The 15,347-nt window shown below is 51.4% G+C and carries 6 protein-coding genes; all 6 read left to right on the forward strand.

The features are described 5' to 3' along the window. Nucleotides 1-538 precede the first annotated feature (538 nt). The 6 genes from ABJ225_RS07875 to ABJ225_RS07900 all read left to right on the forward strand — a co-directional run bounded on the left by ABJ225_RS07875 (nucleotide 539) and on the right by ABJ225_RS07900 (nucleotide 15,338). Nucleotides 539-8,131, forward strand: coding sequence for a carboxypeptidase regulatory-like domain-containing protein (locus ABJ225_RS07875; protein ID WP_347319392.1), 7,593 nt, complete (start codon nucleotides 539-541; stop codon nucleotides 8,129-8,131). A gap of 175 nt (nucleotides 8,132-8,306) precedes the next feature. Next, entirely contained in the window at nucleotides 8,307-9,761 is a 1,455-nt protein-coding gene (gene yfmT, locus ABJ225_RS07880; protein WP_290031307.1) for a benzaldehyde dehydrogenase, read from the forward strand. Nucleotides 9,762-9,781: 20 nt separating this feature from the next. After that, a complete protein-coding gene (locus ABJ225_RS07885; RefSeq protein WP_481900610.1) occupies nucleotides 9,782-10,621 on the forward strand; it encodes a methyl-accepting chemotaxis protein in 840 nt (279 codons plus the stop codon). A 178-nt stretch (nucleotides 10,622-10,799) separates the two neighbouring features. Continuing rightward, complete coding sequence (locus ABJ225_RS07890) at nucleotides 10,800-11,759, forward strand: arsenic resistance protein (RefSeq protein ID WP_347319394.1); 960 nt, start codon at nucleotides 10,800-10,802, stop codon at nucleotides 11,757-11,759. A gap of 873 nt (nucleotides 11,760-12,632) precedes the next feature. Continuing rightward, entirely contained in the window at nucleotides 12,633-13,742 is a 1,110-nt protein-coding gene (locus ABJ225_RS07895) for a sugar ABC transporter substrate-binding protein (RefSeq protein ID WP_481900613.1), read from the forward strand. Between the two features lie 72 nt (nucleotides 13,743-13,814). Beyond that, entirely contained in the window at nucleotides 13,815-15,338 is a 1,524-nt protein-coding gene (locus tag ABJ225_RS07900; RefSeq protein ID WP_156183325.1) for a sugar ABC transporter ATP-binding protein, read from the forward strand. The last annotated feature ends 9 nt before the right edge of the window (nucleotides 15,339-15,347 follow it).

Consider the following 15,347-nt stretch of genomic DNA (forward strand, 5'->3'; position numbering starts at 1 on the left):
GGGAATTGCTCGAGGTGGGTATCGAATTATTAATCGAAGTATCAATATCTGTCCAATTGTAGTTTTACCCTTCCATTTTAAACATAAACCTTTTGGATGAAATTAATTTTAAAAATATTTTTAATTTTATATACACAGAAAGGTCATCATCCTTAGAGGTGATGACCTTTCTGTGTGCAGGTGACTAATACATTGGATTGGGCAAAGAACCATTGTGAAATTAATAACTCAGCATCTTCGGTGTTTCATAGCCATTGGGTGTTGCTTTAGAAAGCTTTGGTACCCCTCCAAATTGACATGGCTGCTCAACGTAATTGTTTTGTCCATGGTAAAACATGTTGAACATCTCCCGATTGATGTGACTGTCTACTTTATTCCATTGTGGCTTGGGCGTCGAGGTGGTGAGGTGAAATGCCAGTTTTCATTTAACAGCGAAGCCTGTAAAGAAAAAATGGCATGAATTAGACGGAACCCCTAGATCCGTTTTGTCCTCTTCTCAATAAGATGTATGGATGACAGGATAAGGAGGGGTTTAGGTTTGGCGTTTCCTAGTAACAATCAATATACTGCGATAGAGGTTGGTGGCGTCCCGCTCTTTGACGTTTTGGGGGATGAATCCCCCGCTTCGACGGACCTTGTCGGGAATTCGACGTTCCCGACCGGCTTTTTTGCCTATGATGGGACCAACGTTTATTTCAGGCTACGACTGGAGGCAGATCCGCGTAACACGCAGCTGACTGGTTTCAGGAACTTTTCTTGGGGCGTACTGATCAACACGACAGGCGTTGCAGGAACATACAACTGGCTATTCAATGTGGATGGACTGAACAATCGGGTCAGCTTGATCCAGAACACGATCGTTCAATTCAATTCTTGGACAGATCAGGCGGAAGGGACCAATGGCAATGGGGCTCCCAATGTGTCAAGGACCATAACCAATTTCGACTTTGCAAGGGTGGTTCCCGCTGATTCGTCGATCGGAGGTACTCCGGATTTCTTTTTGGACTGGTATTTACCGGCCAGTGTGTTTTTCTCCACCCTGGGGATCACAGAGGCTTCACTGTTGCGCACCATATATTTTTCATCGGCGAATGCGAATAATTATAACAAGGACTCCTTGCGTACAAGTGAAGGGTTTTCGTTTGTCAATGCTTTTAGTAATCCCATATCTGCTCAGGATGCTGATATCCGTGCCCGTCTTGAAACAAATAAGCAGCTCACCGGTGGCCCGACCAGCCTGCTGCTCGGGCAGCAAGCCACGTGGACCGGGACCATCACCGTGAGGAACAATGGGCAGTCAGCGGCCAATGCCGTGTCTCTGGTTGATCTCATCGGGACAGATGTGGTCAGTTCGTTTGTGGTGGACAGTGTCTCCCAAGGGTTGATCAGTTATAATGCACTGACGAAGCAGTTGACGTGGAATGTAGGAAATCTTCCTGCCAACATCCAAGCTACTTTGACGTTCACTCTTACAGGTTCCTACACACTGAGCGGACAAAGGCTCCTTGATCGCGTAGTGGCTACGGGACTGGATAGTTTCTCGGGAGGGGTGGTGACTTCCAATACGACCGTTGTGAACGTAAATGTAACAGCTTCTGCTACGATCAATGGCGTTGTCACCGATCAGGCTACGGGGCTTTTCCTGCCAAATACTACGGTCAATCTCCTACAGGGGGTCACGGTTGTGGCCTCGACGATTACGAATGCCATCGGCTTTTATTCCTTCACCAATCTGGTACCGGGGAACTATACAATCGAAGCAGCCAGGGCGACGTATAATACCGCCAGTGTTAACACATCTGTAGCCCCTGGTGCTTCTAATACGGTGAATATCCCGCTACAGCCTCAAACAAGTAGCATTTCGGGGAATGTTTCAAGCGGTGGTCCGATCCTCGGGGCGACGATCGTCCTCACGAATTCTTCAGGTGTCATCGTGGGTACCACGATCACGGATGCTTTAGGAAATTACTCTTTTGTGGGACTCATACCGGGGCCATACAATCTAGCGGTTTCCGCCCCGGCGTTTCAATCTCAGACGATTGGCGTCACGACGGTGGCCAATCAGGCATCGGTCGTGAATGTTACCTTAGTGCCGAACCCCGGTGCCCTTTCCGGTACGGTACAGGATAGCGTGACCAGTGCACCACTTCCCGGTACCACGGTGGAATTGCTTACATCTACGGGGATCCTCCTCAACTCGACGACGACGGATGCAGGGGGCGTCTATACATTCGATGCACTAGCTCCCGGGCTTTATCAGGTAAGGGCGTCGGTTTCAGGATATTCCACGGGTATCGTATCGGCATTGGTTGTCTCGGGGTTGACGGCGACAGGGAATCTTCTCCTTTTGCAAAACCCGGGAACGGTGACGGGGCAGGTAAGGGATGCGGCGACTCTGCTGCCGATACAGGGGGCCACGGTTCAAGTGATCGACGGACAGGGGGTCGTATCGGGGACACTGTCGACCGATGTGACGGGAGTGTATACCTTTGCCTCCTTGCGTCCAGGTTCGTATTCTCTTATATTTTCGGCACCTGGATATGGAAGTGTAACCAATGGAGCCGTGGTGACGTCCAATGCCATCACGGTTGTGGATGCTCCATTGACACGGATAGCAGGAACGTTATCGGGTACCGTGACTGGCCCGGGCAGCCTGCCAATCCCTGGTGCGGTCGTAACGGTGTACGCTAATAACGTCCAGATCGCGAGCGTGTTGACGGATCTGGCAGGGAATTACACCGTTCCGGGGCTTTCTCCAGGTTCCTATACCGTCGTGATCGGGGCCAATACGTTCACGTCGGCCTCTCTAGGGACATCCATATCAGGTGGACAGACTACAACGCTTGACGCACTCCTGACTCCAAATCCAGGTACGTTGACTGGAACCATAACCGATCAGGGTGCCAATCCCCTATCGGGCGTCTCGGTGACGGTGGCAGCAAGCTCGGGTACGGGAATCATCGTCGCAACGACGGTGACAGGAAATGACGGGACGTATACGGTCACGGGTCTTGCTCCCGGAAACTACATCGTGGTGGCAAGCAGTCTCAATTTCCAACAAGTTTCGGCTGGCGCCAGTATCGCAGCTGCCGGAACGACCGTATTGAACCTATCTCTTGCCAGTGATCCTGGGACCATCTCCGGGGTGATTCTCGACGCCCAGACTGGGAGTCCGATTGCAGGAGCGAATGTACAGATACGGGTTTTGGATGCAGGGGGCTCTCTTGTCGCCACGGTTCAATCTGCCCCGGACGGTCAATACGTTTTGGGGAATCTTGCACCGGGGGTGTATACCGTTGTCGCCTCTGCGGTGGACTTCCAGACCAATAGCGCTACGGTACAAGTGTTCCCGAATCTGACGACGGTCGGGAATGTGGCCCTTTTGCCAAATCCGGGAAGTATTTTCGGCACGGTCACAAGCAGTATCGGCTCAACGCCGATTGGAGGGGCGGTAGTATCGGTCCTGAATAGTAGCGGTCAATTGGTCACGTCCGTACTGACGGACATTGCCGGGAACTTCACCGTAACCGGACTTGCGCCGGATCAATATACCCTATCGGTCCTTTCTCCCGATTTTCAAAATCGCAGTGTGGGCGCGATCGTCGTTTCGGGCGTCACTACGCCGGTAGCCGTTCAACTGATCCCTGATCCTGGGAGCATTACCGGGACGGTCACCCCTACAGTACAGAACACGCTTTTACAGCTAAGGGATATCAATAACGTCTTCATCGATTCGTTTGCAGCGAACCCTGATGGAACCTTCTCTTTCAATAATCTGGCACCAGGTGTGTACACAGTCACGGCGAGTGCACCGAACTATTCATCCGCACAAGCAGGTGCAGTGGTGGTTAGTGGGGAGACAGATGTCATCGCACTGACCATCTTACCGAATCCCGCCACCATAACGGGCACCATCACGACAACCGGCGGGGTGCCGCTTCCGACCTCATTCGTTCAAGTGTTGAATCCGATAGGCATCTTGGTGGCTTCAGGTTTTTCTGACGCCAACGGAGTCTATACGGTGGGGAATCTTCCGGCGGGCTCTTATACGGTAGTGGGCAATGCGGTCAATTTTGGTCAGGCGTCACAAGGCGTAACGCTGACAGCAGGGCAAATCCTGCCGGATGTGAACTTCACGCTCCTGGCGGATACAGGGGGCTTGACTGGTCAGGTAACGGATGCGTTTACGGGTACCCTCTTGTCAGGAGCCACGGTTGTCATATCGGATGCCACAACACAGCTTCCCGTTATCACCACCACCACCTCTTTGTTCGGGAACTTCCTTGTGAGTGGTCTCGCTCCTGGAACCTATATTGTGACAGCTTCCCTGACCGGCTATGCCTCCCGACAAGTGGGAGCGATCGTTGTCAGCGATCAGAACGGCATCGTCCACTTATTCCTCACCCCGGATCCAGGGACCATTGCAGGTACCGTGGTGGATACGAATGGAAACCCTGTAACGGGTACAAACATTCAGATCACCGTTGTGAACGAAGACAATGTCATCATTGCAACGGTCCTGGCCAATTCGGATGGAACGTATCAGATTCCTCAGCTTCTGCAGGGGACATATTTTATCACGGCCAGCGCCCCAGGTTTTGCTTCCTCTACGGTTTCAGCGATTGTAGCAAGCGATCAGGTAACCCCCGTCTCGAATGTCCTCACTCCAAATCCTGTTGCCGTGACAGCGACCGTCCTTATCGTAGGTTCGTCTACGCCGATTGCAGGATCTCAAGTGCAGGTCAAATCGGCAAATAACATCGTCATTGCGGCAGGAACGACCGATTCTTCAGGTCAGGTAACGTTTCAAGGACTTCCCGCGGGCACCTTATTCTTTACAGCGGATGCTGTGGATTTCGGAACCGATTCCAAGACTGTCTTTGCAGGTCCAGGAGATATCCTGACGGTTGAACTGCTCCTGAGGGATGACCCAGGTCAGGTTGTGGGACTTGTGACCGATTTGACTACAGGAGCCCCAGTACCGAATGCTTCCGTGACACTCAGGAATGTAGCGGGGGTCAATGTATCCACTGCATTGACAAATGATTCTGGCCAATACTCCTTTACAGGAGTGACTCCGGGCACTTACACCGTTATAGCCAATGCCGCGAATTTCGGACCTGAGTTGTCAGGTGTAACGGTTGCGCCCAATATCGTAAGCAATGTCAGCTTTGCCCTCCAGCCTAATCCGGGGGTGATTCAAGGAACGGTGCGTGATGCGGGAACCAATCTGCCGATCCCGAATGCCACCGTGACAATCCGGCAGTTCTCTGGAGATGGGCCGATCATAACAACGACTCTCACGGATGCGAATGGGTTCTTCCGATCCACTCAATTATCACCAAGGTCCTACGTGGTCGTATCCGGTATCGATGGATATGGGTCAGCCGCCGTGTCAGCCGATGTCGTCAGCAGTCAGGTGACGACGGTTGAGGTATTCCTCACGCCGAATCCGGGTGCCATCCAAGGAACCATCCTGGATGCTGAGACCCTGCAGCCGCTAGGAGGGACACTCGTGCGGGTCATCAACAACCAAGGAACCATTATTGCTTCAGTGAATACGGATGCGAATGGCTTCTATTATGCAGGAGGGTTGCCTCCAGGTGATTATACGGTGGGAGCGGTGAACCCCGTTTACCAGGCCGGCCTGAGTGAAACCTTGGTGCAACCGAACGTGACCAACACGGTGAACTTGCTCTTACAAGGGAACCCTGCTACGTTGAACGGGTTAGTCTTTGATGCGGTAGATGGTTCTCCTTTATCTGGGGTGGTGATTGAAATCAGGGTAAGCGGAACCAATGTCCTCGTCCGAAGAGTAATATCGGATGGGAACGGAAGGTATATTGTTTCCGGTCTACCGGAAGGGACGTTCGATGTCGGAGCACAGCTTCAAAATTATAAAATCAGTACCAATACGGTGTTCCTTAGCCCTGGTGAAGTGGAGAGTCTCAATATCCCATTAAGTCCGTTCCCAGCAACGATCATTGGAACTGTGGCCGATGCCATCACATTATCCCCAATCGCCGGGGCGCTTGTCCGTCTAGTCATTCCGAATACCGATATAGAAGTAGGAAGCGTCTTAACCAGCACCGATGGGACCTACACGTTGAGCAATATACCTGAAGGACAGTATACCCTGACTTTCTCAGCTAATGCCTTTGCTAGTGACGTACAATCCATCACGCTTGAAGAAAATGAAGTTGCAACCATCAATGCATTCCTGGACGCTAATCCTTCTACTATTTCTGGCAGGGTGACGGCTCAGGGATCGGGGGCAGGGATTCAAGGGGCTCTTGTGAGGGTCTTTACTCAGAATGGTGCCTTTGTGACGAGTACGTTGACGGATGCAAATGGCTTTTATGAACTACCGGGTATCAGGGAAGGAACCTATTCCGTGATCTACAGCGCGACCGGATTTGGAACGACTCTCAGGACGATTCCCTTACCTGCCGGAACGAGTGTTACCGTGGATGTATCCCTTGTGCAGGATACTGCCTCCATCCAAGGCACCGTTCGGGATGCTGCGAACGGACTTCCACTTCCATCGGCACTCGTACAGATATTCGTGGTAGGGACCACAATCCCTGTTGCATCCGTCCTGACGAACCAACAAGGGGGCTACACCATTGATGGTCTCTTACCCCAAGAATATCGGGTCGTCTATAGTGCCACAAATTATCAATCCCAGACGAACCTCCTTTTTTTCAATCCGGGAGAAGTAAAGACGAATGATGTGGCTTTGGATCGACTTCCATCAAGGATTGAGGGCACCGTCACAGAGGCCGCCAGTGGACTTCCGATTGCCAATGCATCGGTGACGCTCCTATACAGCGGCTCCGGCATCATTGCGGCAACAGGATTCACCGACCCGAACGGGAATTATGCATTGGATGGGTTGTCACCAGGTGAGTATACTCTCCGTTTCCAAGCCCCAGGATATGTCACGGGAACGGTCCCGATTGTCCTCGGGCTGAATGAGCGGGTCGTGGTCAATCAGGCATTGGGACTGGGTTCTGGTACTATTGCGGGATCAGTGAGACGGGCAAGCGACGATACTCCGATTGTGAACGCACTCGTTCTTGCCTTCACGGTCGCCGGGCAGCCGCTTGGAAGTACCTTGACAGATGTCAATGGGGCATATTTGCTGAGTGGTCTTCCTCAGGGACCGGTGGTCTTGGTTGTAAGGGCCACAGGTTTTCAATCTGAGAGAAGGGATGTTGCCATCAGGGCTGGTCAAACCGCTCAAGAGGATTTCGCCTTAGTAGCGAATCCTGCAAGCTTAACAGGTTTCATCACGGATATCGGGACAGGTGGACCGGTTCCGGGGGCTCTTGTGCAAATCCTTCCCGTTGGTTCAGAAGTTCCTTTCAAATCCACACTGTCCCTTCAAGATGGGGTCTATCTTCTAATCGGGTTGCCGGCTGGCCGATTTGTGGTACGGGTCAGGGCAGAAGGATATGAAGAGAGGCGGATTGAGGTCACTCTGACAGAGGGGCAGGTACTTGATCTTGATATTCAACTGGGAGAGATTCCACCAACTCCCCCTCCAACTACACCGCCTGTGATCGAACTGAATGCGGAATGCATCAACGTAAGCAAAGTCTATGACTGGGTGTTTGCTCCATTCCGGGAAAGTCAAAAGGTCATGATCCCGCCTGACTGCAGGGGAATCGTAGAAGACGCCCTCGCCCTCGGCGAAGACGTGACAATCTCCTGTAGCACCGGAGCCACAACCTGCCGCGTGATCGGGTACGAGAATGGAAGTCCGGGTGTCGTGAATGTCAGGATTGAGATCCCGGTCAGCCTGACCCTTGAAACGGAGGACGGGGGCTCGTGCACCATCGACTACCGGGCTTACCTCGACCGTTCCCTTGCCGTTTGCATTCCTGATGGCCTCAACGCCGGGAACATCGACTGCTCGCTCCTTGAAGTAAAATGCATGGCAGATGGCGGAGTCCTCACCGATCAGTTCTTCGAGATCAACCTCTTGGCCTGCCTGCAGATCGAGGTCCATGCCAACGTCACCCTGGAGGTTCTCGCTGAATTCTGCTTCCCTCGTGGAAACCCTGAATTCGTCGATCAGGATGCCAATTCCAGCTGTGACTTTCCGGAATGGCCTCCAAATTGCTAACACATGACCGATCCCGTTTTGGGATCGGTTTTTATTTTCAAGTACGTCTTGGTTATACGGCTCAGAGTGAATAGTGAAAACGGTATGGGATGAAATATCCATTTCCCAGTAAAGATTTTCCTTAAGTAGCCGATAAAAAGAATGTTGGAGATTTATACTATCTGGAGGTTTTAGCATGAATAGAGAGTCATTGGGAAAACAATTCATCGGAGGCGAGTGGAGAGACGGGAACAGCACCGGTGAAATGGTTGACATCAACCCGTACAACGGTGAATCCATCGTTACCTATAAGCTTGCAGATACAGAAGACATAGATGCAGCCTACAAAGCAGCCGCAGAGGCTAAGCTTCAGTGGGATAAAGTAAACCCGTTCAAGAAGCGCGACATCCTTGAAAATGCCGTTAAATACATTGAAGAGAATGAAGAAGAGATCATCTCGATCATCATCGATGAGCTCGGTGGAACAAGATTGAAGGCCGTATTCGAGATCGGTCTAGTGAAAAACATGATCAAAGAAGCAGCCACCTTCCCGATCCGCATGGAAGGCAAGATCCTGCCGTCTACGATCGATGACGTGGAAAACAGACTGTACCGCATCCCGGCTGGGGTCGTGGGCGTCATCAGTCCGTTCAACTTCCCGTTCTTCCTATCCGTTAAATCCGTGGCACCTGCACTCGGAGCCGGAAATGGCGTCGTCCTGAAGCCACATGAAGATTCCCCGATCACAGGCGGAACACTCATCGGGAAGATCTTTGAAGAAGCAGGGGTGCCGAAAGGTCTTCTGAATGTTGTCGTTGCAGACATCAAGGAAATCGGGGATGCGTTTGTGGAGCATCCGATTCCGCGCATCATCTCGTTCACCGGTTCAACCGGCGTCGGAAGCTACATCGGTCAAGTAGCCGTGAAGAACTTCAAAAAGCCTCTTCTTGAGCTTGGTGGGAACAGTGCCTTCATCGTACTCGAAGACGCTGATCTTGAGTACGCCGTCAATGCAGCGGCCTTCAGCCGATTCACCCATCAGGGGCAGATCTGCATGTGTGCAAACCGCGTGCTCGTACAGCGCTCAGTATACGATGAGTTCGTGACGAAATTTACGGCAAAGGTTTCAACATTGAAAACCGGTGACCCGAAAGATCCGGACACCATCATAGGGCCTGTGATCAATGACCGCCAGGCGAAAAACCTATCCGCCCTCATCGAAAAAGGAATCGAAGAAGGAGCAAACCCTGTGCTCAGAGGATCCAACAGCGGCCGCCTCTTCGAACCGACCGTGCTTGCGGATGTGACGACAGATATGACGGTTGCCCAAGAAGAACTCTTTGGTCCAGTCGTGTGCGTCATTCCGTTCGACACGGAAGAAGAAGCGATTGCCATCGCCAATGAGACCCGCTTCGGACTAAGCGGCGCCGTGCATACTTCGAATCTGGAGCGCGGAGTGGAATTTGCGAAGAAGGTCCATACCGGCATGATTCATGTGAATGACATTACGATCAACGATGAGCCGATCGTGGCCTTCGGTGGAGAGAAACAATCCGGTATCGGACGCATGAACGGCGAATGGAGCTTGGATGAATTCACAACCCTTAAATGGATTTCTGTCAACTACGGACAGCGTCAACTACCATATTAATAGAAAGAATGTGAATGATGATGGCAAACGAAAGAATAATCGAATCCTTCGTCCAAGTTGCACCCTTCCTTAACGGACTGCTTCAGGATGATGTAACAGTCGGGATCTATGATACCGAAAAACTCATCCTGAACATTCCTGGCAAAACGTTCTCCCTGAACGTGAAACCTGGAGATCCACTCATGGATGAGGACATTGTCACGAAGGCCATACGTGGAAACGAAGAGCTGACGGCAGTCGTCCCAAAAGAGCTGTTCGGATTTCCGCTGATTGCCCGCGCAATCCCACTCCATGATGACGAAGGGAATGTCATCGGCGGTGTCGGAATTGGAACTAGCCTTGAGAAGGCAAGTGCCCTGTTTGAAATGGCCGAAAGTTTCTCGGTTATCGTCGAACAGACGGCGGCTTCAATTGAGGATATCAGCGCATCCGTCACTCAATTGTCTGGTCGTGTCACGGATATGACTGAGCAGATGAAGGACGTCAGCTCAAGTGCAGAAGAGATTGGAGAAATCTCCGGGGTCGTCAAAGGCATTTCGGATCAAAGTAACCTTCTTGGACTGAATGCGGCCATTGAAGCGGCCCGCGCCGGTGAAGTCGGAAAAGGCTTCTCTGTCGTCGCCAACGAAATCCGCAAGCTTGCCACGAACTCAAAAGAGAACGTGACCCAGATCAACGATATCACAAAGAACATCCAGGGACTCCTTCTATCCCTTAACCAATCATTCCAGGAAGTCTACACGTTGACTGACACCCAATCAGGATCCATCCAGGAATTCTCAGCTACCATCCAGGAAATCAGCGCCAAAGCTCAAGAACTCGCCCAACTAGCTGAGAAGACCTTATACACCGACAACTGAAAGACAAAAAAGAAGAAGCACATGTGTGTTTCTTCTTTTTTTGTGGGGAGGTGAAGCATGGGGACGGTTCCGGTGCGCCATTTTTTTGGCGCATAAGAATCGTCCCCATGAACCGCTATTGAGATACCCCATCACTTCCTTTACACTTACTACTATCGGATGAGAGAAGGAGTAAGAAATGAAAATGACAAGAGAACAGCTGGAAAACCAGCAAATTTGGATTTATGCCATTGCCCTCCTCATCGGTGGGACAGTGGGGCTTCTCAGTCCGGAGGCAGGGGGCAGCCTCGACGCGGGGATTTCACCGTTAATCGCGATCCTAATGTACGGGATGTTCACGCAAATCCCATTTTTGAACCTTGGTGAAGCCTGGTCGAACCTGAGGTTCATGACGGCTTTATTGATTGCAAATTTTATTGCGGTACCCGTCATTGTTTGGGTTCTGATTACACTGTTTCCTTTGACGCCGCCCTTCCTGCTGGGGCTGTGCCTCGTGCTTCTCACGCCTTGCATCGATTACGTGATCGTGTTCACCCAGCTCGGGAAAGGCAATGAAAAGCTCATGCTCGCTTCCACACCAGTACTGTTCGTTATGCAGATGCTGCTCTTACCGGTGTATCTTTGGCTGTTCATAGGGGGAGAGATAACCGGAATCGTGCGCGTTGGTCCCTTCCTCGAAGCCTTTCTCTTCCTGATCGTGGCGCCGCTTATCTTGGCGATACTCACTCAAGTGTGGGCAGGCAGGAAGATAACCGGAGCCCGGTTCCTCAATTGGACGGCATGGCTTCCCGTCCCGTTCATGGCCATTGTCCTCATCGTCGTTGTCGCCTCGCAGATCGGTAAGGTGTACAGCGACCTCGATGTGATTGTTCGTGTCATTCCGATCTATGTGCTGTTCCTGGTCGTGAGCCCGCTCATCTCCCGTTCCATTGCGGCCCTGTTCAAGCTCAACACAGGGGAGGGACGCGCCCTTATCTTCAGCGCCGGTACGCGGAATTCACTGGTTGTGCTGCCCCTCGCCCTCGCTCTGCCAGGGGACTGGGCAAGGATCGCTGCCGCCGTCATCGTCACCCAGACGATCGTCGAGCTCGTGGGGGAGCTGGTGTATATCAAGGTTGTACCGAGATTGATGAAATAATGGAGGGACCCCCTGAAGGCGTAAGGTATAGGGGGTCTTTTTTAGGTGGGGGGATGGATGGTGGTCATTTCTGAATGGGCCGCATGCAGCTTATTTGCGACTTTTTCCCGATATCGTTAACAATCTAAATTTATACGAGAATTGCCCTGATTTACCATGCGTTTACCAGTCGTAATTTCAACGGATCTGTTCAAAAAGGTCTTGAATCATTCAAACACGCTGTGAATTTGGTCGAACCTTGTCGAACGGGAAGATTCGGAACTGTTAAAGATCGATTTACTTGCGAAAATCAAAAAAATACTTGCGACTTTTAAAAATTTATTTGCGAAAAACGAAAATCTATTTGCGAACTCCCGGGTCTACGATTTTTCTATTTTGCGACATTCCAGTCAAATCAGCGATTGAATGCTGTTCCATATGAATCTGCTTGGTTATTTGCGAACTCCCAGCCTCACCGTTTTTCTACTTGCGACATTCCAGTCAAATCAGCGATTGAATGCTGTTCCATATGAATCTACTTCGTTATGTGCGAACGCCAACAACCACTAACGGGCACCAACCAACAGATCGCATCCATCATTCCAACCCCGAGCCACCACCGCCATCCCCCCTGAACGACCATCCACCATTCAAGCTCCGACACTCCCAACAAAAACGCGCAGCCATCAACCCATCTTCAACTCACCACAGCGCAACCCAAAACCATACGCCCGCTCCCCCCATCCTATTCCTCCCAAACCCCCAACACCAAAAAAATACAGGTGATACCAAAAGAGTGCTATTGAAAGCGATTACAATTATGATGAAGGACCCATATAATCAAGATGTACCAACACGTTAAAGGGGGATTCAAGTGTGAAGAAAATGTTGAGAATGGCTTCATTTTTTATGGTTCTGGCTTTATTCATGGGGATGCTGGCCGCTTGTGGCAGCAGCAGTAGTTCAGGTGGAGGAAAGAGCAAATCCGGCGTCGATATCGGGATCGTTCTTCCGACGAAGGATGAGCCGAGATGGGTTCAGGATGAAAAACGCTTTAAAGATGCGCTGAAGGATTCGGATTACAATGTTGAAATCCTGTTCAGTCAGGGTTCATCTGCCAAGGAAAAAGAAAATGTGGAAACATTGCTGAATAAAGGCATCGATGTCCTGATCATCACGCCTCAGGACGGGGACGCTGCAGCAGCGGCTGTCGAGTCTGCGAAGAAAGAAGGCGTAACGGTCATCTCGTACGACCGTTTGATCACGAATACGGATGCCGTTGATTACTACGTGACATTCGATAGCGTCGCGGTTGGGGAAGCTCAAGGTCAATACTTAATCGACCACGCAAAAGGCAAGGATGTACCACTTTACCTGTATGCTGGGGCAGCGTCAGATAACAACGCGTTCCTATTCTTCGAAGGAGCTTGGAAAGCCCTTCAACCGAAAATCGCCGATGGCACTTTCAAGATTGCCAACTCAAGTGAAGCAGAAGGCCTGAAGGATACGGCAGAACTCAGCCGTGACCAGATGAGTAAGATCCTCGGACAGGTCACAACGAACTGGGATCCAAACGAAGCCAAGAACAAGGCTCAAACGCATTTGACAGCAGTCGGAGCGGACATGAAGGGTGACGTAGCCGTCCTTGCACCGAATGATGGTACGGCACGAAGCATCGCGGATGTATTCGGATCCGATTCAGAAGTGAAGAGTTTTGTGGTCACAGGTCAGGATGCAGAGAAAGCTTCGATCCAATATGTAATCGACGGCAAGCAGTCCATGACGGTCTTCAAGGATGTCCGCACACTTGTAACGGATGCCATGGGTATCGCAGTCGACGTGCTTGATGATAAGAAACCTGAAACAACCGGTTCTTACGATAATGGCAAGAAAGAAGTAGAAGCGAAGCAAACGGAAGTCATCGTAGTGGATAAAGAAAATGTGAAAGAAAAGCTGATTGATTCCAAATACTATGAAGCTAGCGAATTCACAGGTTTGGAGTAAGAAGGATGTGGTGGCGGGGCGATCCCGCCACTTTTCCACCTGTCATTGCTTTTGTTAAAGGGGGTTAACGAATTGAAGAAGTATTTGCTGGAGATGAATGATATCTCCAAGGAGTTTACAGGGGTCAAAGCACTGAGCGATGTGAATTTCAAGGTCGAGGAAGGCGAAATCCACTGTCTGATCGGGGAAAACGGGGCTGGGAAGTCCACGCTCATGAAGGTGCTGAGCGGCGTCTATCCATATGGGACCTACACGGGTGACATTGTGTTCGAAGGGGACGTTCAGCAATTTAACAAAATCAGTGACAGTGTGCAGGCAGGCATCGCCATCATTTATCAGGAACTCGCTCTCTTCCCGGATCTCACGGTCTATGAAAATATCTTTGCTGGGAATGAAGTGAAGGTCGGCGGGTTCATCGACTGGAACCGTACGATCGTGGAAGCCCAGAAGCTTCTGAAGAAAGTGAAGCTCGACGTGAATCCCGATACGCTCATCCGCGACCTCAGCGTCGGGAAGCGTCAGCTCGTGGAAATCGCGAAGGCACTCAGTAAGGACGTCAAGCTCCTCATCCTCGATGAGCCGACGGCGGCACTGAATGAAGACGACAGTGAAAACCTGCTGGAGCTCTTGAAGGACCTGAAGGCACAGGGCATCACGTGCATCATGATCAGCCACAAGCTGAAAGAGGTCATCCATATCGCCGACAAGGCGACGGTTATCCGGGACGGGCAGACGATCTGTACCCTCGATGCCGCGACGGGCCAGATCACAGAACCCGTCATCATCAAGAACATGGTCGGGCGCGACATCCAGGATATCTATCCGAAGCGTCCGAATAAGAAGCACGGCGAGAACATCCTCGAGCTCCACAACTGGTCGGCCTATGACCCGCAGCTCGGCCGACAGGTGATCAAGAACGTCAATCTGTCGGTGAAAAAAGGCGAAATTGTCGGGATTGCGGGGCTCATGGGGTCCGGGCGTACCGAGCTTGCCATGAGTATTTTTGGCAACGCCAAGCACTACAAGCTAGAAGGGGATCTGATCTGGAACGACACCCTCACCGTCCTGAAGCATACGCGTGATGCCATCAAGGCGGGCATCGCCTACGTGACGGAGGATCGGAAGGATGATGGACTCTTCCTTCTCCAGGATATCAAGAGCAATATTTCCGCTGCGAACCTCGGGGGCATTTCCTCCAAGGCCGGCGTGATCAATGAAAACGAAGAGATACGGGTAGGGGAGAAATATCATAAATCCCTTCACATCAAGGCGTCATCCCTTGAGCAACTCGTCGGGAACCTGAGCGGGGGGAACCAGCAGAAGGTGTCCATCGGGAAATGGCTGTTCGTCGGACCGAAGCTGCTCATCCTCGATGAGCCGACGCGGGGAATCGACGTCGGGGCGAAGTTCGAGATCTACACGGTGATGAATGAGCTCATTGAACAGGGCCTCAGCATCGTCATGATCTCATCCGAACTCGGGGAGGTCCTCGGCATGAGCGACCGGGTATACGTCATGGCCCAGGGCCAGATCAAGGGCGAACTTCAAGTTGAAGACGCCAATCAGGAAAAAATCATGGAGCTAGCAACGCAATAAGGGGGTAGA

The sequence above is a fragment of the Rossellomorea sp. RS05 genome (assembly GCF_039822645.1).
Lineage (GTDB): Bacteria > Bacillota > Bacilli > Bacillales > Bacillaceae_B > Rossellomorea > Rossellomorea marisflavi_B.